Origin of the sequence: Pantoea dispersa (assembly GCF_035783935.1) — a bacterium.
Lineage (GTDB): Bacteria > Pseudomonadota > Gammaproteobacteria > Enterobacterales > Enterobacteriaceae > Pantoea > Pantoea dispersa_C.
Window position 1 is genome coordinate 25,578 of the sequence record NZ_JALKOV010000010.1, and the last position, 26,398, is coordinate 51,975.

Annotated in this window: 29 protein-coding genes; 8 read left to right on the forward strand and 21 right to left on the reverse strand. The window is 57.9% G+C overall.

Annotated elements, in window-relative coordinates:
- Positions 1-2: 2 nt before the first annotated feature.
- The 9 genes from tuf to fkpA all read right to left on the reverse strand — a co-directional run bounded on the left by tuf (position 3) and on the right by fkpA (position 7,312).
- Positions 3-1,187 carry an elongation factor Tu gene (gene tuf, locus MXF20_RS18270; RefSeq protein WP_058770981.1) on the reverse strand — a complete coding sequence of 395 codons (1,185 nt, stop codon included), beginning with the start codon at positions 1,185-1,187 and terminating at the stop codon, positions 3-5.
- A 69-nt stretch (positions 1,188-1,256) separates the two neighbouring features.
- Positions 1,257-3,371 carry an elongation factor G gene (fusA, locus tag MXF20_RS18275; RefSeq protein ID WP_021507461.1) on the reverse strand — a complete coding sequence of 705 codons (2,115 nt, stop codon included), beginning with the start codon at positions 3,369-3,371 and terminating at the stop codon, positions 1,257-1,259.
- A 93-nt stretch (positions 3,372-3,464) separates the two neighbouring features.
- Positions 3,465-3,935, reverse strand: a complete 471-nt coding sequence (gene rpsG / locus MXF20_RS18280) for a 30S ribosomal protein S7 (RefSeq protein ID WP_007886246.1) — start codon at positions 3,933-3,935, stop codon at positions 3,465-3,467.
- 96 nt (positions 3,936-4,031) lie between these two features.
- A complete protein-coding gene (gene rpsL / locus MXF20_RS18285) occupies positions 4,032-4,406 on the reverse strand; it encodes a 30S ribosomal protein S12 (protein ID WP_010616440.1) in 375 nt (124 codons plus the stop codon).
- 124 nt (positions 4,407-4,530) lie between these two features.
- The gene (gene tusB / locus MXF20_RS18290) at positions 4,531-4,818 is read right to left on the reverse strand and encodes a sulfurtransferase complex subunit TusB (protein ID WP_325970635.1); all 288 of its coding nucleotides are present in this window, start codon (positions 4,816-4,818) and stop codon (positions 4,531-4,533) included.
- Positions 4,819-4,827: 9 nt separating this feature from the next.
- A complete protein-coding gene (gene tusC / locus MXF20_RS18295; RefSeq protein ID WP_325970636.1) occupies positions 4,828-5,187 on the reverse strand; it encodes a sulfurtransferase complex subunit TusC in 360 nt (119 codons plus the stop codon).
- Positions 5,187-5,573, reverse strand: coding sequence for a sulfurtransferase complex subunit TusD (gene tusD, locus MXF20_RS18300; protein WP_021507458.1), 387 nt, complete (start codon positions 5,571-5,573; stop codon positions 5,187-5,189). The genes tusC and tusD overlap by 1 nt, the downstream gene beginning before the upstream one ends.
- Positions 5,573-6,295, reverse strand: a complete 723-nt coding sequence (locus MXF20_RS18305) for a helix-turn-helix transcriptional regulator (RefSeq protein ID WP_021507457.1) — start codon at positions 6,293-6,295, stop codon at positions 5,573-5,575. Before MXF20_RS18305 ends, tusD begins: the two co-directional genes overlap by 1 nt.
- 186 nt (positions 6,296-6,481) lie before the next feature.
- Positions 6,482-7,312 (reverse strand): FKBP-type peptidyl-prolyl cis-trans isomerase, encoded by an 831-nt coding sequence (gene fkpA / locus MXF20_RS18310; protein ID WP_021507456.1) that lies wholly within the window; start codon positions 7,310-7,312, stop codon positions 6,482-6,484.
- A 280-nt stretch (positions 7,313-7,592) separates the two neighbouring features.
- Here fkpA and MXF20_RS18315 point away from each other — a divergent pair, with 280 nt between their 5' ends.
- A complete protein-coding gene (locus MXF20_RS18315; RefSeq protein WP_325970767.1) occupies positions 7,593-7,811 on the forward strand; it encodes a SlyX family protein in 219 nt (72 codons plus the stop codon).
- Positions 7,812-7,866: 55 nt separating this feature from the next.
- Here the strand turns inward: MXF20_RS18315 and slyD are convergent, their stop codons facing one another.
- The 4 genes from slyD to kefG all read right to left on the reverse strand — a co-directional run bounded on the left by slyD (position 7,867) and on the right by kefG (position 11,212).
- A complete protein-coding gene (slyD, locus tag MXF20_RS18320; protein WP_260642098.1) occupies positions 7,867-8,424 on the reverse strand; it encodes a peptidylprolyl isomerase in 558 nt (185 codons plus the stop codon).
- A gap of 195 nt (positions 8,425-8,619) precedes the next feature.
- Positions 8,620-8,814: a YheV family putative zinc ribbon protein gene (locus MXF20_RS18325; RefSeq protein ID WP_021507453.1), complete on the reverse strand. Its 195-nt coding sequence runs from the start codon at positions 8,812-8,814 to the stop codon at positions 8,620-8,622.
- Between the two features lie 44 nt (positions 8,815-8,858).
- Positions 8,859-10,661 carry a glutathione-regulated potassium-efflux system protein KefB gene (kefB, locus tag MXF20_RS18330; RefSeq protein ID WP_325970637.1) on the reverse strand — a complete coding sequence of 601 codons (1,803 nt, stop codon included), beginning with the start codon at positions 10,659-10,661 and terminating at the stop codon, positions 8,859-8,861.
- The gene (kefG, locus tag MXF20_RS18335) at positions 10,661-11,212 is read right to left on the reverse strand and encodes a glutathione-regulated potassium-efflux system ancillary protein KefG (RefSeq protein WP_325970638.1); all 552 of its coding nucleotides are present in this window, start codon (positions 11,210-11,212) and stop codon (positions 10,661-10,663) included. Before kefG ends, kefB begins: the two co-directional genes overlap by 1 nt.
- Before the next feature lie 114 nt (positions 11,213-11,326).
- On the opposite strand from kefG, the gene MXF20_RS18340 reads away from it, so the two are divergent.
- Positions 11,327-13,231 (forward strand): ABC transporter ATP-binding protein, encoded by a 1,905-nt coding sequence (locus MXF20_RS18340; RefSeq protein ID WP_325970639.1) that lies wholly within the window; start codon positions 11,327-11,329, stop codon positions 13,229-13,231.
- Between the two features lie 141 nt (positions 13,232-13,372).
- Here the strand turns inward: MXF20_RS18340 and tauD are convergent, their stop codons facing one another.
- From tauD to tauA, 4 genes are read right to left on the reverse strand one after another with little or no spacing between them, the layout of a single operon-like run.
- On the reverse strand, positions 13,373-14,212 hold the full coding sequence (gene tauD, locus MXF20_RS18345; protein ID WP_325970640.1) for a taurine dioxygenase: 840 nt from the start codon (positions 14,210-14,212) through the stop codon (positions 13,373-13,375).
- A complete protein-coding gene (gene tauC, locus MXF20_RS18350) occupies positions 14,209-15,039 on the reverse strand; it encodes a taurine ABC transporter permease TauC (protein WP_325970641.1) in 831 nt (276 codons plus the stop codon). Before tauC ends, tauD begins: the two co-directional genes overlap by 4 nt.
- Positions 15,036-15,803, reverse strand: coding sequence for a taurine ABC transporter ATP-binding subunit (tauB, locus tag MXF20_RS18355; protein WP_325970642.1), 768 nt, complete (start codon positions 15,801-15,803; stop codon positions 15,036-15,038). The genes tauC and tauB overlap by 4 nt, the downstream gene beginning before the upstream one ends.
- Before the next feature lie 10 nt (positions 15,804-15,813).
- Positions 15,814-16,791: a taurine ABC transporter substrate-binding protein gene (tauA, locus tag MXF20_RS18360; RefSeq protein WP_325970643.1), complete on the reverse strand. Its 978-nt coding sequence runs from the start codon at positions 16,789-16,791 to the stop codon at positions 15,814-15,816.
- Between the two features lie 238 nt (positions 16,792-17,029).
- On the opposite strand from tauA, the gene MXF20_RS18365 reads away from it, so the two are divergent.
- On the forward strand, positions 17,030-18,010 hold the full coding sequence (locus MXF20_RS18365) for a LacI family DNA-binding transcriptional regulator (protein WP_325970644.1): 981 nt from the start codon (positions 17,030-17,032) through the stop codon (positions 18,008-18,010).
- 1 nt (position 18,011) lies between these two features.
- Here MXF20_RS18365 and MXF20_RS18370 read toward each other — a convergent pair whose 3' ends face one another.
- Entirely contained in the window at positions 18,012-18,614 is a 603-nt protein-coding gene (locus MXF20_RS18370) for a LysE family translocator (protein WP_325970645.1), read from the reverse strand.
- 60 nt (positions 18,615-18,674) lie between these two features.
- On the opposite strand from MXF20_RS18370, the gene MXF20_RS18375 reads away from it, so the two are divergent.
- From MXF20_RS18375 to MXF20_RS18385, 3 genes are all read left to right on the forward strand, one after another.
- Positions 18,675-19,691 carry a hydrolase gene (locus MXF20_RS18375; RefSeq protein ID WP_325970646.1) on the forward strand — a complete coding sequence of 339 codons (1,017 nt, stop codon included), beginning with the start codon at positions 18,675-18,677 and terminating at the stop codon, positions 19,689-19,691.
- A gap of 3 nt (positions 19,692-19,694) precedes the next feature.
- Complete coding sequence (locus MXF20_RS18380; protein ID WP_325970647.1) at positions 19,695-19,913, forward strand: YheU family protein; 219 nt, start codon at positions 19,695-19,697, stop codon at positions 19,911-19,913.
- Positions 19,914-19,974: 61 nt separating this feature from the next.
- Positions 19,975-20,844: a phosphoribulokinase gene (locus MXF20_RS18385; protein ID WP_127834657.1), complete on the forward strand. Its 870-nt coding sequence runs from the start codon at positions 19,975-19,977 to the stop codon at positions 20,842-20,844.
- Positions 20,845-20,914: 70 nt separating this feature from the next.
- Here the strand turns inward: MXF20_RS18385 and MXF20_RS18390 are convergent, their stop codons facing one another.
- Positions 20,915-21,319: an OsmC family protein gene (locus MXF20_RS18390; protein WP_325970648.1), complete on the reverse strand. Its 405-nt coding sequence runs from the start codon at positions 21,317-21,319 to the stop codon at positions 20,915-20,917.
- 303 nt (positions 21,320-21,622) lie between these two features.
- On the opposite strand from MXF20_RS18390, the gene crp reads away from it, so the two are divergent.
- Together crp and MXF20_RS18400 are read left to right on the forward strand one after the other, a co-directional pair.
- A complete protein-coding gene (gene crp / locus MXF20_RS18395; protein ID WP_000242755.1) occupies positions 21,623-22,255 on the forward strand; it encodes a cAMP-activated global transcriptional regulator CRP in 633 nt (210 codons plus the stop codon).
- A gap of 58 nt (positions 22,256-22,313) precedes the next feature.
- Complete coding sequence (locus MXF20_RS18400; RefSeq protein ID WP_325970649.1) at positions 22,314-24,389, forward strand: YccS/YhfK family putative transporter; 2,076 nt, start codon at positions 22,314-22,316, stop codon at positions 24,387-24,389.
- On the opposite strand, the gene argD is transcribed toward MXF20_RS18400, so the two are convergent.
- Positions 24,386-25,603, reverse strand: a complete 1,218-nt coding sequence (gene argD / locus MXF20_RS18405; protein ID WP_325970650.1) for a bifunctional acetylornithine/succinyldiaminopimelate transaminase — start codon at positions 25,601-25,603, stop codon at positions 24,386-24,388. The two genes, MXF20_RS18400 and argD, sit on opposite strands and share 4 nt — an antisense overlap.
- 87 nt (positions 25,604-25,690) lie before the next feature.
- Positions 25,691-26,266 (reverse strand): aminodeoxychorismate synthase component II, encoded by a 576-nt coding sequence (locus tag MXF20_RS18410; protein WP_325970651.1) that lies wholly within the window; start codon positions 26,264-26,266, stop codon positions 25,691-25,693.
- Positions 26,267-26,398: the final 132 nt, after the last annotated feature.

Below are 26,398 nucleotides of genomic sequence, written 5' to 3' on the forward strand. Positions count from 1 at the left end.
AATTAAGCGAGAACTTCAGCAACAACGCCCGCGCCAACGGTACGACCGCCTTCACGGATTGCGAAACGCAGACCCTGGTCCATCGCGATTGGGTGGATCAGCTCAACGGTCATTTTGATGTTGTCGCCTGGCATTACCATCTCAACGCCTTCTGGCAGTTCGATGTTGCCGGTCACATCAGTAGTACGGAAGTAGAACTGTGGACGGTAGCCTTTGAAGAACGGAGTATGACGGCCGCCTTCGTCTTTAGACAGTACGTACACTTCTGATACGAACTTGGTGTGTGGCTTGATGGTGCCTGGCTTAGCCAGAACCTGACCACGCTGGATCTCTTCACGCTTGATACCGCGCAGCAGAACACCACAGTTCTCGCCTGCCTGACCCTGGTCCAGCAGTTTGCGGAACATTTCAACACCGGTACAGGTAGATTTAGCAGTCGCTTTGATACCAACGATTTCTACTTCGTCGCCCACTTTAACGATGCCGCGCTCAACACGACCGGTAACAACGGTACCACGGCCAGAGATTGAGAATACGTCTTCGATTGGCAGCAGGAACGGCAGATCGATAGCACGTACTGGATCTGGAATGTAAGTATCCAGGTGACCAGCCAGCTCAACGACTTTCGCTTCCCACTCAGCGTCGCCTTCCAGCGCTTTCAGCGCAGAACCACGTACGATTGGGGTATCGTCGCCTGGGAAGTCGTACTGAGACAGCAGATCGCGAACTTCCATCTCAACCAGTTCCAGCAGCTCTTCGTCATCAACCATGTCGCACTTGTTCAGGAACACGATGATGTAAGGAACGCCAACCTGACGGCCCAGCAGGATGTGCTCACGGGTCTGTGGCATTGGGCCATCAGTCGCAGCAACAACCAGGATCGCGCCGTCCATCTGCGCAGCACCGGTGATCATGTTTTTCACATAGTCGGCGTGGCCTGGGCAGTCAACGTGTGCGTAGTGACGGGTCGGGGTTTCATATTCAACGTGAGAGGTGTTGATGGTGATACCACGAGCCTTCTCTTCTGGCGCGTTATCGATCTGATCGAATGCACGAGCCTGGCCGCCGTAGGTTTTAGCCAGAACGGTGGTGATCGCTGCAGTCAGGGTGGTTTTACCGTGGTCAACGTGACCGATGGTGCCCACGTTTACGTGCAGTTTGTTACGTTGAAATTGCTCTTTCGCCATGGCGATAATCCTTACGTTATGCCTTCATCAGTGATGAAGGCATCAGTTCACAATTTTTAAACCGTAGCCTTATTTGCTACGAGCTTCAATAACGGCCTGAGCGACGTTGTTCGGCGCATCATCGTACTTCAGGAACTCCATGGAGTAAGAAGCACGGCCTTTAGTCAGAGAACGCAACTGAGTCGCGTATCCGAACATTTCAGACAGCGGAACTTCAGCGTGAATCTGAACGCCAGTCGCGTTAGATTCCTGACCTTTCAGCATACCACGACGGCGGCTCAGGTCACCGATAACGTCACCGGTGTTCTCTTCTGGGGTTTCTACTTCAACCTTCATGATTGGTTCAAGCAGAACCGGCTGTGCTTTCTTAAAGCCATCTTTGAAGGCGATAGAAGCGGCCAGTTTAAACGCCAGCTCAGAGGAGTCAACGTCATGGTAAGAACCGAAGTGCAGGCGCACGCCCAGATCAACTACCGGATAACCGGCCAGTGGACCAGACTTCAGCTGCTCCTGGATACCTTTATCAACCGCAGGGATGTATTCACCAGGAATCACACCACCTTTGATATCGTTGACAAATTCGTAGCCTTTCGGGTTTGAACCCGGCTCCAGTGGGTACATGTCGATAACAACATGACCGTACTGACCACGACCACCAGACTGCTTGGCGTGTTTACCTTCGATATCGGTAACTTTAGAGCGAATCGCTTCGCGGTAAGCAACCTGAGGTTTACCGACGTTCGCTTCAACGTTGAATTCACGCTTCATGCGGTCAACGATGATGTCGAGGTGCAGCTCACCCATACCAGCGATGATGGTCTGGTTAGACTCTTCGTCAGTCCATACGCGGAATGACGGGTCTTCTTTCGCCAGACGACCCAGAGCCAGACCCATTTTTTCCTGGTCAGCTTTGGTTTTCGGCTCAACGGCGATAGAAATTACCGGCTCAGGGAATTCCATACGCTCCAGAATGATCGGGTTAGAAGGATCACACAGGGTATCACCGGTGATCACGTCTTTCAGACCGATTGCTGCAGCGATGTCGCCTGCGCGAACTTCGCTGATCTCTTCACGTTTGTTAGCGTGCATCTGAACGATACGACCGAAACGCTCACGTGCAGATTTCACGGAGTTCAGTACGGTATCGCCCGAGTTAACCACACCCGAGTAAACGCGGAAGAAGGTCAGGTTACCTACGAACGGGTCGTTGGCAATTTTGAACGCCAGTGCAGAGAACGGCTCGTCGTCAGTTGCGTGACGCTCAGCCGGAGTATCTTTACCGTCGTCCAGAATACCGTTGATCGCCGGAACGTCAGTTGGTGCTGGCAGATATTCAACTACCGCATCCAGCATCGCCTGAACACCTTTGTTCTTAAATGCAGAACCACAGGTCACGAGGATGATCTCGTTGTTCAGTACGCGCTTACGCAGAGCAGATTTGATCTCTTCTTCAGACAGTTCTTCACCGCTAAAGAATTTCTCCATCAGCTCTTCAGAAGCTTCAGCCGCTGCTTCAATCAGCTTGCCGCGCCACTCTTCAGCCAGTTCCTGCAACTCAGCACGGATATCTTCGTATACGAAGGTAGTACCCTGATCGGCGTCGTTCCAGTTGATCTCTTTCATCTTGATCAGGTCAACAACACCGGTGAAGTTCTCTTCTGCGCCGATAGCCAGCTGCAGTGGAACCGGAGTCGCGCCCAGACGTGATTCGATCTGACCAACAACTTTCAGGAAGTTCGCACCCATACGGTCCATTTTGTTAACGAACGCGATACGTGGAACTTTATATTTGTTTGCCTGGCGCCATACGGTTTCAGACTGTGGCTGCACGCCACCTACTGCACAGTAAACCATTACTGCGCCGTCGAGCACACGCATGGAACGTTCTACTTCGATGGTGAAGTCAACGTGTCCCGGGGTGTCGATGATGTTAATGCGGTGCGGCTCAAACTGCTTCGCCATACCTGACCAGAACGCAGTGGTCGCTGCAGACGTGATGGTAATACCACGTTCCTGCTCCTGAGCCATCCAGTCCATGGTTGCAGCGCCATCGTGCACTTCACCGATTTTGTGGTTAACACCGGTGTAGAACAGGATACGCTCGGTGGTAGTGGTTTTACCGGCGTCAATGTGTGCGCTGATACCAATGTTACGGTAGCGCGCAATGGGTGTTGTACGAGCCATTTGATTCCTCTGATTCTCGGACGTTCAATGTAAGTCGACCCCAGCGGGTTGGCTGAATGAGCGCCCGCTGGTTTAACAACAACTACGTGGCGATTACCAGCGGTAGTGTGCGAACGCCTTGTTGGCTTCAGCCATACGGTGAACGTCTTCACGTTTCTTCACTGCAGTACCTTTGTTTTCTGCAGCGTCAGAAAGTTCGTTCGCCAGGCGGAGAGCCATCGATTTATCACCGCGTTTACGAGCAGCTTCTACGATCCAGCGCATTGCCAGGGCATTACGACGAACCGGACGGACTTCAACTGGAACCTGGTAGGTTGAACCACCAACGCGACGTGACTTAACTTCGACAGTCGGACGTACGTTTTCGAGTGCAACTTCGAAAGCTTCCAGACCATCTTTACCAGCACGTTGAGCCAGGGTATCAAGTGCGGTATAGACGATTGATTCAGCAGTGGATTTTTTACCATCTACCATCAGGATATTTACAAATTTAGCCAGCAGCTCTGATCCGAACTTAGGATCCGGCAGAATTTTACGCTGACCAATGACGCGACGACGTGGCATGGAAATACTCCGTTGTTAATTCAGGATTGTCCAAAACTCTACGAGTTTATTTTGACATTAAAGTTAAAACGTTTGGCCTTACTTAACGGAGAACCATTAAGCCTTTGGCTTCTTCACGCCGTACTTGGAGCGAGCCTGCTTACGGTCTTTAACACCTGAGCAGTCCAGCGCGCCACGAACGGTGTGGTAACGCACACCTGGCAGGTCTTTTACACGACCGCCACGGATCAGGATCACGGAGTGCTCCTGCAGGTTATGACCTTCACCGCCGATGTAGGAGGTGACTTCAAAACCGTTAGTCAAACGCACACGGCAGACTTTACGCAGTGCGGAGTTTGGTTTTTTCGGGGTAGTGGTGTAAACACGAGTACAAACACCACGTTTTTGCGGGCAAGCTTCCAGCGCCGGCACGTTGCTTTTAGCAACCTGACGAACGCGTGGTTTGCGAACCAGCTGGTTAACTGTTGCCATTAAATAGCTCCTGGATTTAGCTTTTGCTTCGTAAACACGTAATAAATCGCCTCGTATTACTACGAGGAGGCAGAATTTTAGGGCTGTGCCAATAGGGTGTCAAGAAATAACCAGGTTTTACCCTTCACCAGGCCACTTGTTGTGAGTGCTTCGTCGTCAGCGTAACGAAACCAGTATAGTTCAGACGCAAGACATTGGTCGAAATTTGCGCAGTCAGTCCGCGCGCCATCACGTCTTCTTCTAATACCCACAGCGTGGCGGGCGATGCCAGTAGCTGCTCCAGCTTCTGGCTGCCTGTCAGCGCGGCCGTCACGCCATCCTGTAACAGCAGCAGGTCATCGCCCTCCTGCAACAGCAACAGCAGGCTGTCGAAATCGCATTGCCAGGGAGAGTGCAGCAGGGTGTAGAGCATGATCAGTTCTCAGAAACGGAGGATACGGTCATAGGTCGCCAGCGTCTGGCGCAGCGCGGCGGGTTCCAGCAGTTGCGCATCCAGCACGCGCGCGGCCGTCAGGCTCTGACCGCGTGCCAGCAGCGATGCCTGGCAGATGTAGCAGTGATCGATGTCGTACAACGCCAGCACGCCAAAGGTGGCAATATAGTCACGCGCCAGAATCTGCGCCGGCTGCTGATCGCGGTTGAGCTGCAGCACGCCGTCGCCAATAAAGAACAGGCCGATCTCCTCGCTCAGCGCGCCGGTTGCCAGAACCGCATCCAGCCCTTCCCGGCCGGCGCTGCTGCCGTGCGGTGCCTGGGTAAACAAAAACGCCACGCGGTTCATCAGAACTGCACCAGGCGATCGCAGCTGAGCGCGGCTTCCGCCAGTGCCCCCAGACCGCTCAGGGTAAATCCCGGCTGCAGATTGCTGCCGGCCAGCTGCAGGCGTGCTGCTTCCTGCGCATCGGTCACGCCACGCCGCAGCGCCGCCGCTACGCAGATATTCAGCGCTGCGCCGCTGTCGTCGCGCAGCTGCTGCCACGCGCGCACCATGTCCACTTCATCGCTGGCCGGTGCGCTAAGCTGGTTAGCATTCAGCACGCCCTCGCGGTAAAAGAACACGCTCTCCAGCTGATGTCCCTGCGCCAGCAGCGCACGGGCAAACAGCAGCGCGCTGCTGGCGTGCTGCGTGCCGTAAGCCGGTCCGGTCACCAGCAGCGTGTAGCGCATCAGCGATCCTGCCCCTGCAGATCGCCACTTTTAAACTGGCGGATATACAGATACACGGTGTGTTTGGAGATATTGAGGCGATCGGCCACCTGGTTAATGGCGTCCTTAATATCGAAAATGCCTTTCTCATACAGATTGAGGACAATCTGGCGATTCTTGGCGTTATTCGACACGTTGCGGTCGGCGCTCACCTCTTCAATGGTGAACTCCAGCGTCTGGGTGACCAGATCTTCCACCGAGCTGGCAAAGTTGACGTTAGAATCCACCTGCTGCGTCTCTGGCGGCATGAAGGTCGACATAATCTGCGAAAACGGCACGTCCAGGTTCATGTTGATACACAGCAGACCAATTACCCGCTGCTGCCGGTTGCGGATAGCAATGGTTACCGACTTCATCAGTACGCCGCTTTTGGCCCGCGTGAAGTAGGCGCGCGACACGTTGCTCTCTGCGCCGTGCATATCATGCAGCATGCGCAGCGCCAGATCGGTAATCGGGGAGCCCACTTTGCGGCCGGTATGTTCGCCATTGGCGATGCGCACGGCGGAACATTTAAGATCTTCCAGTGAATGCAGCACGATTTCGCAGTGCGAGCCAATCAGCATCGCCAGGCCGTCGACCACCGCTTCGTAGGATTTAAGAATATCGTAGTCTGCTTGCTCGAACGGGCGCTGCTCCAGTAAATCGAAGTCAGTCAGTTCGCCGGGATTGAATGGATTAGACATCGAAGACATTACCCTAAATGGCTGGAGCCTGTCTCGACAGCATTGGGGCAGACTCATCTTATGATCATTGTGCAGGCGCTAGTCTGGCAAATGTCACCGTTTTTAGCCAGAGCTTTACTCATCACGCACCCTAATTCAGGGTAAACGATACAAAACCGCCGCCCGAAGGCGGCGGTACAAGGCAGCTTACTGCGCTTTCTTGTCAGCGGCGGCTGGCGCCTGCGCTTTCTCATCCGCTTTTGGCGCCGGCTTGATGTCGAGCAGCTCAACATCAAACACCAGCGTTGAGTTAGCCGGGATGCCCGGCACGCCGTTTTTACCGTAGGCGAGGTTCGGTGGGATCACCAGCTTGATCTTACCGCCTTTCTTCACGTGCTTCAGACCTTCGGTCCAGCCCGGAATCACGCCGTCCAGACGGAACGACAGCGGCTCGCCGCGGGTGTACGAGTTGTCGAACTCGGTGCCATCAATCAGCGTACCTTTATAGTTCACGACCACGGTATCGCTGTCTTTCGGCGTTTCACCGCTGCCCTCTTTCTCTACCTGATACAGCAGGCCAGATTCGGTTTTCTTCACGCCCTTCTCTTTGGCGAATTTGTCCGCGTAAGCCGTGCCTTTGTCAGCGTTCTCTTTCGCGTCTTTTTCCATCTTCGCCTGAGCCGCACCTTTCACGCGGCCTTCAAACGCCTGCAGCGTCTGTTCGATCTCTTCGTCTGACAGCTTGCTCTTGCCACCAAACGCATCCTGAACACCGGCAATCAGCTGGTCTTTGTCCAGTTTGATACCCAGTTTTTCCTGCTCCTTCAGAGAGTTGTCCATGTAGCGACCGAGAGAAGCGCCCAGCGCATAAGCGGACTGCTGGTCTTCGTTTTTGAAGGCAGCATTTTTCGGCGCCTGTGGCGCAGCCTGCGCTGCGTCAGCCGGAGCCGCAGTAGTTTCTGCTGCCATTGCCAGCGGTGCATTCAGCGCGACGGCCATGGTGGTAGCTAACAATGTGACTTTAAACAGTGATTTCATCCTTTCTCCAAAACCGAAGCCTCAAAACCTCGGGAATCATTGCGGACAGTGGCCCACACTATAACTTTACGTGGCAGTGGCGAACACTCCCACAGTGTAATTACCCGGTCAACCTCCGACCTTTTTTGCTTCAGGAAGTTTCATCAGAGATATAGGCGTAACGCGGGAATTCAATGCATACGCCCGGCCGAAGGTGAAATATCAGGTGATTCTGACACGAAAGACCGTAGAATCACGCCCGATTAGATCAACGCGCAGCACCGTGACAGGAGGAGTGATGATGCAACAACCAGAATGGGATCAACGCCTTGAGGCGCTGGAGAGCAAGCTGGCTTTCCAGGAACATACCATTGAGCAGCTCAATCAGACGGTGGTTCAGCACGAACTGGAAATGAGTAAACTGCGTGAGCAGGTGCGCCTGCTGGTGGACAAAGTGAAGGCCGCCGCCCCGTCAATGATTGCTTCGCAGTCGGAAGAGACCCCGCCGCCGCACTATTAATCTTGCGCGCAGGACAGCCCAATAAAAAGGCCACCCGCAGGTGGCCTTTTTACGCTTAGTGGTTGCAGCCGCAACCACCGTGGCCGCCGCAGCCGCCCTGACCGTGATCGTGACCATGGTCGTGGTCATGATCGTGATGATGGCCGTCAGCGCCATGAACGTGGCCGTGGGCGATCTCTTCTTCCGTAGCTTCACGGATAGCCACGACTTCCACGTTGAAGTTCAGGTTCTGACCCGCCAGCATGTGGTTACCATCAACCACTACGTGCTCGTCTTCGACTTCCGTGATCTCGACCGGCACCGGGCCCTGATCGGTTTCCGCCAGGAAGCGCATGCCAACCTGCAGCTCGTCAACGCCCATGAACACGTCTTTCGGTACACGCTGCACCAGGTTGTCATCGTACTGGCCGTATGCATCGTTTGCCGGGATATGCACGTCAAACTTGTCGCCGACCGCGTGATTTTCCAGCGCTTTTTCCAGACCAGAAATCAGGGAACCATGACCGTGCAGATAGTCCAACGGCGCACTCACCGGTGACTCGTCAACCAACACACCGTCTTCGGTACGAACCTGATACGCCAGGCTCACCACCAGGTCTTTTGCTACTTTCATGATATCTCCTAACCGTTGAGAACAAAGAATCCCGTCTCATTGGTCTATTCTCGCGTGCAATAACCAACCAGAAAGGTTCAGTACTGAGGAGGCCAACAGGGCTGTTGGGCCATACTGCTCAGCGTTAATGGCGCCGATTGTAGCGGAATTCAATACCGCTGTAAGGCTAAGCATAAAAAAAGCTGCGCCATCCCGCTACTCAGGATGAAAAATGCCAATCACTTGCTCAGTGCTGCGAACCTGATCGCGCGCCTGCTTATCCGCCTCACGCATCTGGTGGCCGCACTTCACGCACTCCACCACATCGACATTGTTTTCACGCCACATTGCCAGCGTGTCTTTCTCCTGACAGTGCGGACAAACCGCACCGGCAATAAAACGTTTACGCATAGTCTTTCCTGCCCGTCATCAGAACGGATACGTTAAGTGTAGCCTTACTCATCATCCCAGCCGTCAAACTGCCGTTTTTCATGCTGCATTTCACGCTGGAAAATGTCCTCCAGCTCGCGTCGCGCCTCGCGCACGCGTGAAACCTGCACGCTGTCGTCGTGGCTCGGCACCAGTTCGCGCAGCATGCGCATGTCCAGCCGGCGGAAGTGCTGCTGGGCGCGCTGCGCCTGATGCGGATGCATGCCCAGCGATATCAGCGCCTTGCGGCCTAACTCCAGTGCGCTGGAGAAGGTTTCACGCGAGAACAGCGTCACGCCGGCCTGCAGCAGCTCATGCGCCTCAACGCGGCCACGCGCCCGCGCCAGAATCTCCAGCTGCGGGAAGTGCTGCTGGCACAAATGCACGATGGTCATCGAATCTTCCGGATCGTTACAGGTGATGACGATCGACTGCGCATTCTCTGCCCCGGCGGCGCGTAACAGCTCCAGCTCGGTGGCATCGCCATAGTAAACCTTGTAGCCATATTTGCGCATCAGGCTGACCGCCGAGATATCGCGCTCCAGCACGGTAATGCGCTTGTTGTTGGCCATCAGCAAACGCCCGACCACCTGACCAAAACGGCCAAAGCCCACCACAATCACCTGCGGCTGATCGTCTTCGACGAACGGCTTTTCGCCCTCTTCTTCCGGTTCGTTAAAGCGCCGCGCCAGAATCTTATCCACGCCCTGCATCAGCAGCGGCGTGGTCATCATCGACAGCGTCACCGTCACCAGCAGCAGCGGCAGCTGATCGCCGCTGAACAGTTTCGCCGACGACGCCGCCGAAAACAGCACGAAGGCGAATTCACCGCCCTGACTCAGCACGCCGGCAAACTGCAGACGCTCCGAACTGCGCAGACCATAAATGCGCGCCAGCACATAGAGCACCAGCGTTTTCACCGCCACCAGCACCACCACGCCAAGGAGAATTTCGAGGATGTGGGTATAGAGCACGCCGAGGTTAAGCGCCATGCCGACAGAGATAAAGAACAGCCCAAGCAGCAGCCCTTTAAACGGCTCAATAGCGACTTCCAGTTCGTGGCGATATTCACTCTCTGCCAGCAGGATACCCGCGATAAAGGTCCCCAGCGCCATCGACAGGCCCAGCGCATCCATAAACAGCGCCGATCCGAGCACCAGCAGCAGCGAGGCAGCGGTAAACACTTCACGCACGCCGGACGCGGCGATGAAACGGAAAATCGGCCGCAGCAAATAGCGTCCGCCCACCAGCATGCCGGCGAAAGCCAGCACCTTCATGCCGACCTTGAGCCAGTCGACGTGGCCACTGTCGCTACCGGCCAGCAGCGGCACCAGCGCCAGCGCCGGAATCACTGCCAGATCCTGGAACAGCAGCACCGAGAAGCCCAGCTGACCGGATTCGCTGCGGTTCATGCCTTTGTCGCGCATCAGCTGCAGCGCCATCGCGGTCGAGGACATCGCCAGGCCGATACCGCCAATCACCGCCGCCTGCCAGCTGAAGTCGGTCAGCCACAGCAGCACGCCGAGAATCGCCGCCGATACCAGCACCTGCGCGGCACCGACACCAAAAATAGATCGCCGCAGCGCCCACAGTTTGGCCGGGTTCAGTTCCAGTCCGATGATGAACATCAGGAACACCACGCCAAGCTCCGAGAAGTGCAGAATCTCGTCCACGTCGCTGATGAAGCCCAGCCCCCACGGGCCGATGGCGATACCGGCCAGCAGATAGCCGAGCACCGCACCGATGCCGAGCCGGGCGGCAATCGGCACCACCAGCACCGCCGCCACCAGATAGATCACCCCGGCGGTGAGTAACGTTTGGCCTTCCATCACACTCCTCCGTTCGGCAGCGGTGACGCCAGCCAGTCGCCATAGGCACGCGCAAAGTTGCGCATCACTTCCGGCGTCTGACGACGCGCCCAGTAAATCACCATCGGCGTCAGCCAGTGCATGCGGCACATCTGCGCCGTCAGCTCGAAGGGCCGCATGATGTCGCTCATCGGATAACGATTGAGACCGCTGTGGTGATAGGCGGTTTCCGGCTCACCGGTGGTGACGACGCTGCGCCAGTATTTGCCTTCCAGCGCATTGCCGTCCTGGCCGCTGGCAAAGCCGCGCGACAGCACGCGATCCAGCCACTCTTTCAGCAGTGCCGGACAGCTGTAGGTATAAAGCGGATGCTGAAACACCACGATTTGATGGTCGCGCAGCAGCTGCTGCTCATAGTGAATATCAATAAAGAAATCCGGATAGTGGGCGTATAAATCGTGCACCGTGACGTGGTCCAGTTCCATAGCCGACTGCAGCAAAACCCGATTGGCAATCGAATCCTGTGATTCCGGATGGGCGTAAAGCAGCAATATTTTGGGCGGCTGCGACATCGTTCCCCTCCAAAGCGTCGTCACCGCGGCGGAATTCCGCTACCATGCTCGACGCAACAAACATTATCGAATTATGTTGCCGATAAATTAACATATTCTGACGATACGGCGCTTATGATTGTCTTTTCCGCATTACAAATCCGTCGCGGCACTAATGTGCTGCTGGATAACGCAACGGCCACCATTAACCCGGGGCAAAAAGTCGGCCTGGTGGGTAAAAACGGCTGCGGTAAATCCACGCTGCTGTCCCTGCTGAAGGGTGAAATCAGCAGCGATGCCGGCACCGTGACTTTTCCCGGCAACTGGGCGCTGGCATGGGTCAACCAGGAAACCCCGGCGCTGAGTAAAGCCGCGCTGGAATATGTTATCGACGGCGACCGCGAATATCGTCAGCTCGAATCCGAATTAGCGGCGGCCAATGCACGCGACGATGGCAACGCTATCGCGCTGCTGCACGGTAAGCTGGACGCTATTCAGGCGTGGAGCATACACGCGCGCGCCGCCAGTCTGCTGCACGGATTGGGCTTCAGCCAGGAACAATTGATGCGGTCGGTGAGCGATTTCTCCGGCGGCTGGCGGATGCGTCTCAACCTTGCCCAGGCGCTGGTGTGCCGTTCCGACCTGCTGCTGCTGGATGAACCGACTAACCATCTCGATCTCGACGCGGTGATTTGGCTGGAGCGCTGGCTGAAGAGCTACAGCGGCACGCTGATCCTGATTTCGCACGACCGCGACTTCCTCGATCCGGTGGTGGATAAAATCATCCATATCGAACAGCAGACAATGTTCGAATACACCGGCAACTACAGCTCGTTCGAGCGTCAGCGCGTCGCCAAACTGGCGCAGCAGCAGGCGCTGTATCAGAGCCAGCAGGAAAAAGTCACGCACCTGCAAAAGTACATTGATCGCTTCCGCGCACAGGCCACCAAAGCCAAACAGGCGCAGAGCCGCATCAAAATGCTGGAGCGCATGGAGCTGATTGCGCCAGCGCACGTCGACAATCCGTTCAGCTTCAGCTTCCGCGCGCCGGAGAGTCTGCCGAACCCGTTACTGAAGATGGAGCAGGTTTCGGCGGGTTACGGTGAGCGCGTGATTCTGGATGCCATCAAACTCAACCTGGTGCCGGGTTCGCGCATCGGCCTGCTGGGGCGCAACGGCGCCGGTAAATCCACGCTGATCAAACTGCTGGCCGGCGAGCTGGAGCCGCTGGCGGGCAAAGTTGGCCTGGCAAAAGGCATCAAGCTGGGTTACTTCGCGCAGCATCAGCTCGAATATCTGCGTGCCGATGAGTCGCCGCTGCAGCATCTGGCGCGCATCGCCCCGAAAACGCTGGAGCAGCAGCTGCGTGATTACCTTGGCGGCTTTGGTTTCCAGGGCGATAAAGTCAGCGAAGCCACCGAGCGTTTCTCCGGTGGCGAGAAAGCGCGGCTGGTGCTGGCGCTGATCGTCTGGCAGCGGCCAAATCTGCTGCTGCTCGACGAACCGACCAACCACCTCGATCTGGATATGCGCCAGGCGCTGACCGAAGCGCTGATCGACTTTGAAGGCGCACTGGTGGTGGTGTCGCACGACCGTCACCTTCTGCGTTCGACTACCGACGATCTTTACCTGGTGCACGACCGCAAAGTCGACGTGTTCGAGGGCGATCTGGACGATTACCAGCAGTGGCTGAGCGACCTGCAGAAGCAGGAGACGCAGCAGGATGCCGCACCGAAGCAGGACAACGCCAACAGCGCGCAGTCCCGCAAAGATCAGAAGCGCCGCGATGCCGAGTTGCGTGCGCAGACGCAGCCGCTGCGCAAAGAGATCGAAAAGCTGGAGAAGCAGATGGTCAAATGGCAGACGCAGCTCAGTGAAGCCGAAACACAGCTGGCCGACAGCGCGATTTACGAGCAGAGCCGCAAAGCCGATTTGACCGCCGCCCTGCAGCGCCAGGCGGAAAGCAAAGCGGCGCTGGAAGAAGTCGAGATGGCGTGGCTGGAGGCGCAGGAGCAGCTGGAGCAGATGCTCGCGGGTTAAAGGTGCGCGATGATGCCCTCACCCTGGCCCTCTCCCACGAGAGAGGGAACAAACCTTACTCCGCCTTACCTGCTACGCACGGTCGGCCCCCTCTCCCGCTGGCGGGAGAGGGTTGGGGTGAGGGCAATCAACGCGCCGAAATCACACCGGCACATCCCCTAACACCGTCGCGCGGTGCATCACGCGCCGCGCCGGATAATAATCTGCGTTGGCATAATGCTGCGTCACGCGATTATCCCAGATCGCCACATCGTTCGGCTGCCAGCGCCAGCGCACCTGAAACTCCGGTTTGGTGGCGTGCGCAAACAGATAGCCCAGCAGCGCCTCGCTCTCCTTCTCGCTTACGCCCAGCAGCCTGGTGGTAAAACCTTCATTCACAAACAGCGCCTTGCGTCCGCTCACCGGATGGGTGCGGATCACCGGATGCTGCACCGGCGGATGCTTCGCTACGGCCTGCTGCCAGCGCTGATGCTCCTCTTCCGTCTTACGGTACTTATACTCCTGGAACGATTTCTTAAAGTCGTGCTCCGCCTGCAGGCCACTCAGCAACTGTTTAAACGGCTCTGACAGCGCCTCGTAAGCGGCAATCCCGCTGGTCCACAGCGTATCGCCGCCGCTCTCCGGCAGCAGCTTTGAGGCCAGAATGGCGATCGCCGGCGGCGTCTGAATAAAGGTCACGTCGGTGTGCCAGTTATCATTGTCCGGCGGATTATCCTGATGCGTATCCAGCACGATAATCTCTTCCACGCCTTCGGCATGCGGATAAACCGGATGAATGTGCAGATCGCCGAAGCGGATCGCCAGCGCGCGCTGCTGCGCCGGCGTAATGCGCTGATCGCGCAGGAACAGCACCTGATGACGCAGCAGACCGTGGTAAAGCTGCTCAAACTGCGCGTCACTCAGCGGACGGCTGAGATCGACATCGCTAACCTGCGCCCCGATATACGGACCCAGCGCGGTAAAATTCACTCGTTCGTTCATTGCTGTTCTCCATTCCAGGGCGTCAGTCGGCGCTGAAGCGCACGTAAACCCAGTTCTAAACTAAAGGCAATCAGGGCAATCACCGCGATGCCCGCCAGCACCACATCGGTGGCAAGAAACTCCCCGGCCGACTGCACCATAAAGCCCAGTCCGCGCGTTGCGGCAATCAGTTCGGCCGCCACCAGCGTGGACCAGCCCACGCCAAGACCAATACGCAGGCCGGTGAGAATCTCCGGCAGCGCACCGGGCAGGATGACAAAACGCAGCAGCTGCCCGCGCGTCGCGCCCAGCGCCTGTGCCGCGCGAATCCGCACCTGCTGCGTATTCTTCACGCCAGCAAGCGTGGACAAGGTGACCGGCGCGAAAATGGCCATATAAATCAGTAATATTTTTGAGGTTTCGCCAATGCCAAACCAAATCACCATCAGCGGCAAATAGGCCAGCGGCGGCACCGGCCGGTAGAGTTCAATCAGCGGATCGAGCAGCCCGCGCACCGCCGGGCTAAGGCCCATGGCAATGCCCACCGGAATGCCGATCAGCGCGGCAAAAAACAGCGCCATCAGCATGCGCGTCAGGCTGGCACCGAGGTGCTGCCATAGCGTGGCATCCATAAAACCCTGCGGACCGGCAATCACCAGCAGCTTGTGCAGCACCTGCTGCGGCGGTGGCAGAAACAGCGGTGCAATCAGTCCCAGCGCGGTGACGCTCCACCACAGCAGCAGCAGAACGGCCACGCTCAGCAGGCTCAGCGACAGCTGGCGGGAGAACGGCCAGCGCAGGCGACGAACGCGCGGCGTCCGGCGTTTTTCATCGATAACCGCACTCATACAAACGCCTCGCGCTGCGCAAACACCTGATTCAGGACATATTCACGTCGTTCGATAAACGCCGGATCGGATTTGATGCTGCGGCACGCCTCGCCCGCGGCGAAGCGCTGGCCAAAGTCGAGCTTCAGCCGCTCCACCACGCGACCGGGCCCCGGCGACAGCAGCACCAGCTCGCTGGCGAGAAACACCGCTTCTTCGATGTCATGGGTGATCAGCAGAATCTGCTTGCCGGTGTCGCGCCACAACGTCAGCAGCAGCGTCTGCATCTGCTCGCGCGTGAAGGCATCCAGCGCGCCGAACGGCTCATCTAACAGCAGCAGCTGAGGGTCAGCAGCCAGCGCACGGGCAATCCCCACGCGCTGACGCTGCCCCCCAGAGAGCTGCCAGATAAAACGCTTTTCTGCGCCCTCCAGCCCGACTTTACGGATCAGACGGCGGGCAATCGCGTGCCGTTCCGCTTTCGCCATGCCCGCCAGCTGCAGGCCAAACGCCACGTTATTGATAACGTTACGCCACGGCAGTAGCCCTTCGTTCTGAAAGACCACGCCGCGCTCGGCGCCCGGTCCGCGTACCGGCTTGCCATCCAGCGTGATACTGCCGGACTCCAGCGGCAGAAAGCCGGCGATCAAGTTCAGCAGCGTGGTTTTGCCACAGCCGGACGGCCCCAGCACCACCAGCAGTTCACGGCTGGCCAGCTGCAGATTGATATCCTGCAGCGCCGGTTGCCCGGCGTAACGCGCGTTGAGATGGGTGATGCTGAGCATATGGCCTCCGTTATTTGGCTAAGGGGGCAACAAAGCGCGTGGTGACAAAGCTGCTGTAGTCACTGGCGGCATCCGGCACTTTGCCCTGCTCTTTCAGAAACTGTGCGGTATCAACAATCGCCTTGTTGACCGGTTTGCCCAGCTGTTCCACCTGCTGCTGCGCCGTCAGGTAGGTATTGCCTTTCACCAGCCCGGGAACGTCACTTTCCGGCACGCCGCTCAGGCGCGACAGCTTGCTGAGGTTATCCGGCTGCTGCAGCCACTGCTGCGGATTGGCGATATAAGCCTGCTGCGCGGCAATCGCGCTACGGGCGAACGCGGTGACCACCTCAGGATGCTGCCGGGCAAAATCCTTGCGCACCACCCAGACGTCGAGGGTCGGTGAGCCCCACTGCCCGACCTGCGACGAGTCGGTCAGCACCTTGCCGTCTTTCTCCAGTTCATTGACGGCGGGTGCCCAGACGTAAGCGCCGTCGATATCACCGCGCTGCCAGGCGGCAATGATCGCCGGCGGCTGCAGATTAACCAGCTGCACCTGGTTGGGTTTGATGCCCCAGTGTTTCAGCGCGGCCAGCAGGCTGTAATGGGTGGTGGAGATGAAGGGAACGGCAATGCGTTTGCCGATCAAATCTTTGGGCGAGCTGATGCCTTTTTTCACCACCAGCGCTTCAGAATTGCCCAGCTGTGAAGCCAGCAGGAAGGCTTCAATCGGCAGCTGCTGCGTGGCGGCCACCGCCAGCGGGCTGGAACCGATGTTGCCAATTTGCACATCGCCCGAGGCTAACGCGCGCAGAACGCTGGCGCCGCTGTCGAATTTGCGCCAGTCAACCGTGGCACCGCTCTCTTTAGCAAAGGTATTGTCAGCCTGCGCCACTTTGGCCGGTTCCGCCGACGTCTGATAAGCCACGGTCACGTTGACCGCCTGCGCCTGAAAGGTCATCAGCGCTAGCGCTGCGGCTATCGCGCTTATTGTTTTGGTTACTGCCATCGTCATTCACCCCAATGTTGAGTCGTGACGGCAGTGTCGCCAGCCGTAATGATTTCATAAAGGAATTAAAAATTATCCCTAATGAAAAACCGTTCTTAGATCAACATCAGGTAACGCTATGCAAAAAGTGCAAATACAAAACCGCTGATGCGGAAGAAATATGTCAGGCGCTCACATGCCGACTGTGGTATTGATCTCGTTTTGCTTTTTTCCCCCTTTTATAGCGGTACTGGCCTTCATGTCGATTGAGAAAGTTGCGCGCCTCGCGGGCGTGTCCAAAGCCACGGTTTCACGGGTGTTAAACCAGCATCCTGGCGTCCGGCCGGATACGCGTAAACGGGTGCTGGCCGCCATTAATGTGTGCGAATACCAGCCCAATCTGCTGGCGCGTCAGCTGCGCACCGCGCAGAGCAACATGTTGCTGGTGCTGATTTCCGATATCACCAATCCGTTCTGTTCCCGGGTGGTGCAGGGCATTGAGGCGGAGGCCGAAGCGCACGGCTATCACATCCTGTTATGTAATTCCGCGTCACAGCTGCGGCGGGAAACCGCCTATCTGGCGCTGCTGGCCGGCAAAGTGGTGGATGGCGTGATCACCATGGACGCCGCGGCCTGTCTGCAGGGACTGAAAGAGTTGATTGGTGATGCGCCGTGGGTGCAGTGTGCGGAGTACGATCCCTCGGTCAATGCCTCCAGCGTCACCATCGATAACCGTCAGGCGGCCTATGACACGGTGCATTATCTGGCCGGCAAAGGGCGTCAGCGCATTGCGCTGGTCAACTGCGATATGCGCTATCTCTATTCGCACCAGCGCGAAAGCGGCTATCGCGAGGCCATCGCACAGCTGGGGCTCGACTGGCACGGCGTCGCTTACGCCAGCGACATCTCCTGCGAAGCCGGCAGCGCGGCGCTGCGCGAACTGTTAACGCAGCCGGAACGACCGGATGCGGTGTTTGCGGTATCGGATGTGCTGGCGGTTGGCGTGATTCACGCTGCCCTTGAGGCCGGGCTGCGCGTGCCGGAGGATCTGGCGGTGGTCGGCTTCGACGGCATTCCGTTTACCAGCAGCATCAACCCGCCGCTGACCACCATTGCCCAGCCGATGAACCAGATGGGCGCCCGCAGCGTGCAGCTGCTGCTGGCACGCATCCGTCAGCGCCAGTCAGAAGTGGTGCACGAAGTGCTGCCGTGGACGCGCATTGAGCGCGCCTCCAGCTGACTCAGTGCCAGATCAACAGCACGCAGGCCGCGGTCAGCGCCCCCATGGCGAGGTTGAAAATTTTCCACGCGCGCGGGCTGCGCAGCAGGCGGCCAATCAGCGAGCCGAAACCCATCCAGATCACGCCGGAAACCACGTTCACCAGCGCCATGCCGATGCTGATCGCTACCACCGAATGCAGATAGGCGCTGCCGGCAAGGCTGAAGCTGGCGACCGCGCCCAGCGCCATCAGCCAGGCTTTCGGATTAATCAGCTGCAGTAACCCGCCCTGCCAGAAAGGCATCTGCTTCACGCTGGCATCGTCGGTCTCCAGCGTTTCGTACTCGGCGCTGGCAATTTTCCATGCCAGCCACAGCAGGTACAGGCTGCCGGCAATCTTCAGCACCAGATGCAGTGAGGGATAGAGCAGGATCAGGCCGCCGATGCCAAACGCCACCATCAGCAACATCACCTGCATGCCAATCATGATACCAATCAGCAGGGGAAAGGTGCGCAGGAAGCCAAAATTAGCACCTGAGGCGGTAAGTAACATATTATTGGGCCCAGGCGTAATGGCCGCGACCCAGAGAAAGCCCAGCATTGATAAAAAGAGACTCAGTTCCATGTATATTCGGGTGCTCCTCACCCAGAAAAGCGAACAACCCATCGAAGCTATCAGCGAGTTATGCATCAGACAAGTACAATCCCAGGCTATTTTGATCGCCCGAGCGGCGAGCGCTTTACCCCGCTGCGCGGCTTCAGCAATGCGCATCTGCAAACGCTGCTGCCGCGCCTGCTGCGCCGACGCGTCACGCTGCGCCCGCACTGGCAGCGCCTCGATCTGCCGGACGGCGACTTCGTCGATCTGGCGTGGAGCGAAGATCCGGCACAGGCGCGCCACAAGCCGCGCATGGTGCTGTTCCACGGGCTGGAAGGCAGTTTCCGCAGCCCGTATGCCCATGGGCTGATGCAGGCGTGTCAGGCGCGCGGCTGGCTGGCGGTGATCATGCACTTCCGCGGCTGCAGCGGCGAGCCTAACCGTCTGCAGCGCATCTATCACTCCGGTGAAACCGAAGATGCGACCTATTTTCTGCACTGGCTGCAGCGCGAATGGGGCACGGTGCCGACTGCGGCGGTCGGCGTTTCGCTCGGCGGTAACATGCTGGCCTGTCTGCTGGGGCTGCAGGGTACGGCAGCGCCGCTGGATGCGGCGGTCGCTATCTCCGCGCCGCTGGCGCTGGAGCCGTGCAGCCAGAAGCTGGACGTCGGCTTCTCACGCTTTTATCAACACTATCTGCTGACCCAGCTGAAGAAAAACGCCACGCGCAAACTGCGTGCCTGGCCGGGTACGCTGCCGGTCGATCTGACGCAGCTGCGCGCTTTCCGCCGGCTGCGGGAATTTGATGATGCGATTACCGCCCGCGCCCACGGTTTTATTGATGCACGCGACTATTATCAGCGTGCCAGCGCCCTGCCGCTGCTGACCGGCGTGCGCAAGCCGCTGCTGATCATCCATGCCAAAGACGATCCCTTTATGACCGATGCGGTGATCCCGCAGCCGCAGCAGTTGTCTGCCACAATTGAGTATCAGCTGACGCAGCAAGGTGGTCACGTCGGCTTCGTGGGCGGCAGCCTGCTGCGCCCGAAAATGTGGCTGGAGCAGCGCGTGCCGGACTGGCTCTCAACTTATCTGGATGTATGAATCGTGATTATTCCCTGGCAAGAACTTGACCCGACGACGCTGGAAAACCTGATTGAAAGTTTTGTGCTGCGCGAAGGCACCGATTACGGCGAACAGGAGCGCAGCCTGACGCAGAAAGTGGCCGACGTGCGCCGCCAGCTGCAGCAGGGCGAGGTGGTGCTGGTGTGGTCAGAACTGCATGAGTCGGTCAATATTATGCCGCGGCGGGAATTTCGCGGCTGATGCGCCGCGCGGGAATTCGTGGTAACAATGCTCATCGCCGGACTTCACAGGGAGCGCTGTTATGTCAGCCAGGCATCCAGTCATAGCCGTTACCGGTTCCAGCGGCGCCGGAACCACCACCACCAGTCTCGCCTTCCGTAAAATTTTCCAGCAGTTGAATCTGCATGCGGCGGAAGTGGAAGGCGACAGTTTCCATCGCTACACCCGTCCGGAAATGGACATGGCGATTCGTAAGGCGCGCGATCTCGGGCGTCACATCAGCTATTTTGGCCCGGAAGCCAACGACTTCGGCCTGCTGGAGCAGACTTTCCGCGACTATGGCCAGAGCGGGCTCGGCCAGTCACGCAAATATCTGCACACCTACGATGAAGCGGTGCCGTGGAATCAGGTGCCGGGCACGTTCACACCGTGGCAGCCGCTGCCGGAAAACACCGATGTGCTGTTCTATGAAGGGCTGCACGGCGGCGTGGTGACGCAGCAACATAACGTCGCTGAGCATGTCGATCTGCTGGTTGGCGTGGTGCCGATTGTCAATCTGGAGTGGATTCAGAAACTGGTGCGCGACACCAGCGAGCGCGGCCATTCGCGCGAAGCGGTGATGGATTCAGTGGTGCGCTCGATGGAAGACTACATCAACTACATCACGCCGCAGTTTTCCCGTACCCACCTCAACTTCCAGCGCGTGCCGACGGTCGATACCTCAAACCCGTTCGCCGCCCGCGAGATCCCGTCGCTGGACGAAAGCTTTGTGGTGATCCACTTTCGCGGCCTGGAAGGCATTGCTTTCCCTTACCTGCTGGCGATGATCCAGGGCTCGTTTATTTCCCACATGAATACGCTGGTGGTGCCGGGCGGCAAGATGGGCCTGGCGATGGAGTTGATCATGACGCCGCTGGTGCAGCGGTTGATTGAAGGAAAACGTATTGAATAGCGCAGGCTAACGCGCCAGTTTCGCCGGGAGGAGCTGAGATCGGGAGCGCAGGGCAGCGCTCCCGGCTGAATTATTGTTCCACCACTTCGTAGCTGTGGGTGATCTCGACACCTTTGCCCAGCATGATCGCCACCGAGCAGTACTTCTCCGCAGACAGATCCACCGCGCGCGCCACCGCTTTATCGCTCAGCGCTTTGCCGCTGACAATAAAATGCAGATTGATATGCGTAAAAATACGTGGCGCTTCTTCGCGGCGTTCAGAGGTCAGTTTGACTTCACAATCGGCGACATCGTTGCGTCCTTTTTGCAGGATCGACACCACGTCAATTGCGCTGCAGCCGCCCGCAGCCATCAGTACCATCTCCATCGGGCTGGGCGCTTTATCGCCCGAATTGCCATCCATTAATACCTGATGACCGGATGAGGATTCTCCGAGAAAGGTCAGCCCTTCCACCCATTTCACTCGTGCCTGCATTATTCTTTCTCCTGAAGCGGCGGTTTTGCCGCCAGAGTACGCTTTCACCTGACAAACAGCAATGCAGATGCATCCCCCTCTTGCTGAAGCGAGACAACAGGAGACAGGTTGCAAAAGCTATGCTACAAACAGTGCTGAAAATATTTTCGTCACGACAGACGAAAGCGGGACGAATCAAAAGCGTCGCTTACGAATCCACCCCGAATAACTGTCCCTCACGGGAAACGCTGGACGATTTCACCGCCTGACAGGGAAAACTGCCCCCTGTGTTTTGGGCACGATTACAACAGAGGATAATAGCGAATGGTTCTCGGCAAACCGCAAACAGACCCTACACTCGAATGGTTCCTGTCCCATTGCCATATTCACAAATATCCATCCAAAAGCACCCTCATCCACCAGGGTGAGAAAGCGGAAACGCTGTACTACATCGTGAAAGGTTCCGTCGCGGTACTGATTAAAGATGAAGAAGGCAAAGAGATGATCCTCTCCTACCTCAATCAGGGAGATTTCATCGGTGAGCTCGGCCTGTTTGAAGAAGGTCAGGAGCGTAGCGCCTGGGTACGTGCGAAAACCGCCTGCGAAGTGGCTGAAATTTCCTACAAAAAATTCCGTCAGCTGATTCAGGTCAATCCGGATATTTTAATGCGCCTGTCGGCGCAGATGGCGCGTCGCCTGCAAGTCACCTCAGAGAAAGTCGGCAACCTTGCCTTCCTTGATGTGACCGGCCGTATCGCGCAAACGCTGCTTAACCTGGCAAAACAGCCGGATGCCATGACCCACCCGGACGGCATGCAGATCAAAATCACCCGTCAGGAAATTGGTCAGATCGTGGGCTGCTCACGCGAAACCGTGGGGCGTATCCTGAAAATGCTGGAAGATCAGAACCTGATCTCCGCTCACGGCAAAACCATCGTCGTTTACGGCACCCGCTGATTTCTTCTCACCCACGGCGTGATGGCAACATCGCGCCGTTTCTGTTTACGATGAGCTGATGTGGCGTCGAATCATCTATCATCCGGAAGTTAACTATGCGCTGCGGCAAACGCTGGTGCTGTGCCTGCCTGTGGCGCTCGGCTGGCTGTTTGGCGATCTGCAAAAAGGGCTGCTGTTCTCCCTGGTGCCAGCCTGCTGCAACATCGCCGGTCTCGATACGCCACACAAGCGGTTCTTCAAACGGCTGATTGTCGGCGGCGCGCTGTTCGCCAGCGGCAGTTTTCTGATTCAGTATCTCACCGCTTACCCGGTTCCGCTGCCGCTGATCCTGCTGGTGCTGCCGCTGCTGGTGGGCGTGACCGGTGAAATCAGCCCGCTGCATGGCCGATTGCTGCCCGGCACGCTGATCGCCGCCATCTTTACCTTAAGCCTCGTGGGGCGCATGCCGATGTGGGTGCCGCCGCTGCTGTATATCGGCGGGACGCTGTGGTACGGGCTGTTTAACTGGTTCTGGTTCTGGCTGTGGAAAGAGCAGCCGATGCGCGAGACCCTCAGCCTGCTGTACCGCGAGCTGGCCGATTACTGCGACGCCAAATACACCCTGCTGACGCAGCTGACCGACCCGGAAAAAGCGCTGCCGCCCTTACTGGCGCGCCAGCAGAAAGCGGTCGATCTGATCACCACCTGTTATCAGCAGATGCATATGCTGTCGGCCAGCCGTGATAACAGCCACAAACGCCTGACGCGCGCTTTCCAGGTTGCGCTCGATCTGCAGGAGCACATCTCCGTCAGCCTGCATCAGCCGGAAGAAGTGCAAAAGCTGGTGGAGCAGAGCCACGCCGAAGCGGTGATCCGCTGGAACGCGAAAACCATTTCGGCACGGCTGCGGGTGCTGGCCGACGCCATTCTCTACCACCAGCTGCCGGAACGCTTTTACATGGAGAAGCAGCTCGGCGCGCTGGAGAAGATTGCCCGCCAGCATCCGGATAATCCGGTCGGTAATTTCTGCCTCTACCATTTCAGCCGCATCGCGCGCGTGCTGCGCACGCAGAAGCCGCTGTATACCCGCGACCTGATGGCCGATCGCCAGCGCCGCCTGCCGCTGCTGCCGGCGCTGCGCAGCTACCTGTCGCTGAAATCTGCCGCGCTGCGCACCGCGGCGCGCTTTGCGGTGATGCTGATGTTCGGCAGCGCGCTGGCGCTGTTCTTCAATATCCCCAAGCCCTACTGGATTCTGATGACCATCATGTTTGTCAGCCAGAACGGCTACAGCGCCACGCGCGTGCGCATTCAGCACCGGGCGCTCGGCACCTTCGCCGGATTGCTGATCGCTGCGGCGTCGCTGCGCTTTGCCGTTCCGGAGTCGATTGCCCTGCTGACCATGCTGGTCATCACGCTCGCCAGCTATCTGATCACGCGTAAATATTATGGCTGGTCGATGATTGGCTTTACGGTAACGGCGGTGTATTCGCTGCAGCTGCTGTCGCTGAACGGCGCGCAGTTCCTGCTGCCGCGCATGATGGATACGCTAATGGGCTGCCTGATCGCCTTCGCCGGCATGATCTGGCTGTGGCCGCAGTGGCAGAGCGGGCTGCTGCGTAATAACGCGCACGACGCGCTGGAGGCGTATCAGGAGGCGCTGCGCCTGCTGCTCGGTCCGGAACAGGCGCCGGAGAAGTTGGCGTATCAGCGCGTGAAGGTTAACCAGGCGCATAACGCGCTGTTCAACTCGCTCAACCAGGCCTCCACCGAACCGGGCTTTAACTTCCAGTACCTGAAAGATATGCGCCTGTGGGTGACCCACAGCCAGTTTATTGTCGAGCATATCAACGCCATGACCATTCTGGCGCGCGAGCACACCATGCTGACGCCAAAGCTGGCGGAGCGCTATTTGCAATCCTGTGAAATCGCGCTGCAGCGCTGTCAGCAGCGGCTGGCTTACGACGGGCCGGGCAACGACAGCAATATTCTGGAAGCGCCGGAGAATCTGAATGAGGGGCCGGTGACGATTGTCGAGCAGCACGTGAAGCGCATTCTGCAGCACCTCAATGTAATGCACACCATTTCTTCGCTGGCATGGAGCCAGCGCCCGCATCACGGCCGCTGGCTCAGCGTGCTGAAGCCGAAAGGTTAGTTGAGGACTTTCCCAATCGCCCGGGCGAAGCGCGCCATGCCTTCTGCGATATCGGTCGGCTCAATCACCAGCGACGGCACGAAACGAATCACGTCGCTGCCGGCGGTCAGCACCATCAGGCCTTCGGCGGCGGAAGCGTTGAGGATATCGCGTGCTTTGCTGGCGTGCTGCGCGTTGAGTACGGCGCCCAGCAGCAGCCCTTTGCCACGGATTTCGCTAAAGATGTCGAATTGCTCGTTGATCTTCTGCAGCGCCGAGACAAACTGCTCACGGCGCGCGTCCACGCCGTTCAGCACTTCAGGCGTGTTGATGATATCCAGCGCGGTTTCAGCGATGGCGCAGGCCAGCGGGTTGCCGCCATACGTGGTGCCGTGCACGCCCGGCGCCATCACCGAGGCGATTTCATGGGTGGTCAGCATCGCGCTCACCGGGAAACCGCCGCCCAGTGCTTTGGCGCTGGTGATGATATCCGGCTTAATACCATAGTGTTCGTAAGCAAACAGCTTACCGCTGCGCCCCATGCCGCTCTGCACTTCATCCAGCACCAGCAGCGCGTTGTGCTGATCGCACAGTTCACGCAATCCCTGCATGAATTCCGGCGTTGCCGGCATCACGCCGCCTTCACCCTGAATCGGCTCCACCACAATCGCACAGGTGTGGTCATCAATCACCGCTTTCACTGCTGCCAGATCGTTAAACGGCACATGGACGATATCCGCCGGTTTCGGGCCGAAGCCATCGGAGTATTTCGGCTGGCCGCCCACCGAAACGGTGAACAGCGTGCGGCCGTGGAAGGCGTTGTGGAAGGCGATAATTTTGCTTTTGAACGGACTGTGCTTTTTGCAGGCGTAATAGCGCGCCAGCTTAAACGCCGCTTCGTTCGCCTCGGCGCCGGAGTTGCCAAAGAACACCCGCTCGGCGAAGGTGGCGGCGATCAGCTTACTGGCGAGGCGCAGCGCCGGCTCATTGGTGAACACGTTGCTGGTGTGCCACAGGGTTTCGCCCTGGCTTTTCAGCGTTTCCACCAGTGCCGGATGACAATGGCCCAGCGCGGTGACCGCGATACCACCGGAGAAGTCGATATACTCTTTGCCCTGCTGATCCCACACGCGGCTGCCTTTGCCTTTAACCGGCACAAACTGCGCAGGTGCATAAACAGGCAAAATAACGTTATCGAACGTTTCCCGGCTTACCGCTAGATTTTCCGCTGCCATTGATGACCTCATCGGGTTATTTGTTGAGCTGATGTGAAATTATAATCACAAAATATGCATAAAAAATCATGCAATGGCAAACGGAAGTTACGTATTGAGGAAATTCGCCAGCAGCTGATGCCCCTGCTCGCTGAGAATGCTCTCCGGATGGAACTGCACGCCCTCGAGCGGCAGCGTACGATGGCGGAAGCCCATGATCTCATCGGCAACGCCGTCGCGCAGGCTCCAGGCGGTGACGTCAAACTCCGGCGGCAGCGTGTCGCGCGCCACAATCAGCGAGTGATAGCGCGTGACGGTCAGCGGATTATTCAGGTTGCGGAACACGCCCTGGCCGGTGTGCTGCACCGCAGAGGTTTTGCCGTGCATCACCTGGCGCGCGCGCACCACCTGCGCACCGTAGGCCTGCGCAATCGCCTGATGGCCAAGACAGACACCGAGAATCGGCAGCCGTCCGGCAAAGTAGCGGATCGCTGCCAGCGAGATGCCGGACTGATCCGGCGTGCAGGGGCCCGGCGAGATCACCAGATGGCTCAGCGGCAGCGCCGCCATCTCTTCCAGCGTCATCGCATCGTTGCGCACCACACGCACCTGCGCGCCCAGTTCACAGAAGTACTGGTAGAGATTCCAGGTAAAGGAGTCGTAGTTATCAATTAGCAGCAGCATAAATTACAGATGAATTGAGTGGGTGCTGTCGGTTGGCGACAAGCAAGAAAGGTCGCAAAAAAGCAATGTTACCACCTTCGACCTCAATCCCCGCTAGCTGTCAAAAAAGAATCTGATTACTCTCGCACCAGG

Bases quoted from the DNA above. Each gene is read 5' to 3' on its own strand.
- tauB (WP_325970642.1), bottom strand. From the start codon at position 15,803: ATGCTCAGCATCACCCATCTCAACGCGCGTTACGCCGGGCAACCGGCG.
- slyD (WP_260642098.1), bottom strand. From the start codon at position 8,424: ATGAAAGTAGCAAAAGACCTGGTGGTGAGCCTGGCGTATCAGGTTCGT.
- MXF20_RS18400 (WP_325970649.1), top strand. From the start codon at position 22,314: ATGTGGCGTCGAATCATCTATCATCCGGAAGTTAACTATGCGCTGCGG.
- MXF20_RS18410 (WP_325970651.1), bottom strand. From the start codon at position 26,266: ATGCTGCTGCTAATTGATAACTACGACTCCTTTACCTGGAATCTCTAC.
- rpsG (WP_007886246.1), bottom strand. From the start codon at position 3,935: ATGCCACGTCGTCGCGTCATTGGTCAGCGTAAAATTCTGCCGGATCCT.
- fusA (WP_021507461.1), bottom strand. From the start codon at position 3,371: ATGGCTCGTACAACACCCATTGCGCGCTACCGTAACATTGGTATCAGC.
- MXF20_RS18375 (WP_325970646.1), top strand. From the start codon at position 18,675: ATGCATCAGACAAGTACAATCCCAGGCTATTTTGATCGCCCGAGCGGC.
- MXF20_RS18390 (WP_325970648.1), bottom strand. From the start codon at position 21,319: ATGCAGGCACGAGTGAAATGGGTGGAAGGGCTGACCTTTCTCGGAGAA.
- fkpA (WP_021507456.1), bottom strand. From the start codon at position 7,312: ATGAAATCACTGTTTAAAGTCACATTGTTAGCTACCACCATGGCCGTC.
- kefB (WP_325970637.1), bottom strand. From the start codon at position 10,661: ATGGAAGGCCAAACGTTACTCACCGCCGGGGTGATCTATCTGGTGGCG.
- MXF20_RS18305 (WP_021507457.1), bottom strand. From the start codon at position 6,295: ATGTCTAATCCATTCAATCCCGGCGAACTGACTGACTTCGATTTACTG.
- MXF20_RS18370 (WP_325970645.1), bottom strand. From the start codon at position 18,614: ATGGAACTGAGTCTCTTTTTATCAATGCTGGGCTTTCTCTGGGTCGCG.
- MXF20_RS18365 (WP_325970644.1), top strand. From the start codon at position 17,030: ATGTCGATTGAGAAAGTTGCGCGCCTCGCGGGCGTGTCCAAAGCCACG.
- MXF20_RS18385 (WP_127834657.1), top strand. From the start codon at position 19,975: ATGTCAGCCAGGCATCCAGTCATAGCCGTTACCGGTTCCAGCGGCGCC.
- MXF20_RS18340 (WP_325970639.1), top strand. From the start codon at position 11,327: ATGATTGTCTTTTCCGCATTACAAATCCGTCGCGGCACTAATGTGCTG.
- MXF20_RS18315 (WP_325970767.1), top strand. From the start codon at position 7,593: ATGCAACAACCAGAATGGGATCAACGCCTTGAGGCGCTGGAGAGCAAG.
- tusC (WP_325970636.1), bottom strand. From the start codon at position 5,187: ATGAACCGCGTGGCGTTTTTGTTTACCCAGGCACCGCACGGCAGCAGC.
- kefG (WP_325970638.1), bottom strand. From the start codon at position 11,212: ATGTCGCAGCCGCCCAAAATATTGCTGCTTTACGCCCATCCGGAATCA.
- tauC (WP_325970641.1), bottom strand. From the start codon at position 15,039: ATGAGTGCGGTTATCGATGAAAAACGCCGGACGCCGCGCGTTCGTCGC.
- tusD (WP_021507458.1), bottom strand. From the start codon at position 5,573: ATGCGCTACACGCTGCTGGTGACCGGACCGGCTTACGGCACGCAGCAC.
- tuf (WP_058770981.1), bottom strand. From the start codon at position 1,187: ATGGCGAAAGAGCAATTTCAACGTAACAAACTGCACGTAAACGTGGGC.
- tusB (WP_325970635.1), bottom strand. From the start codon at position 4,818: ATGCTCTACACCCTGCTGCACTCTCCCTGGCAATGCGATTTCGACAGC.
- crp (WP_000242755.1), top strand. From the start codon at position 21,623: ATGGTTCTCGGCAAACCGCAAACAGACCCTACACTCGAATGGTTCCTG.
- argD (WP_325970650.1), bottom strand. From the start codon at position 25,603: ATGGCAGCGGAAAATCTAGCGGTAAGCCGGGAAACGTTCGATAACGTT.
- MXF20_RS18325 (WP_021507453.1), bottom strand. From the start codon at position 8,814: ATGCGTAAACGTTTTATTGCCGGTGCGGTTTGTCCGCACTGTCAGGAG.
- tauA (WP_325970643.1), bottom strand. From the start codon at position 16,791: ATGGCAGTAACCAAAACAATAAGCGCGATAGCCGCAGCGCTAGCGCTG.
- tauD (WP_325970640.1), bottom strand. From the start codon at position 14,212: ATGAACGAACGAGTGAATTTTACCGCGCTGGGTCCGTATATCGGGGCG.
- rpsL (WP_010616440.1), bottom strand. From the start codon at position 4,406: ATGGCAACAGTTAACCAGCTGGTTCGCAAACCACGCGTTCGTCAGGTT.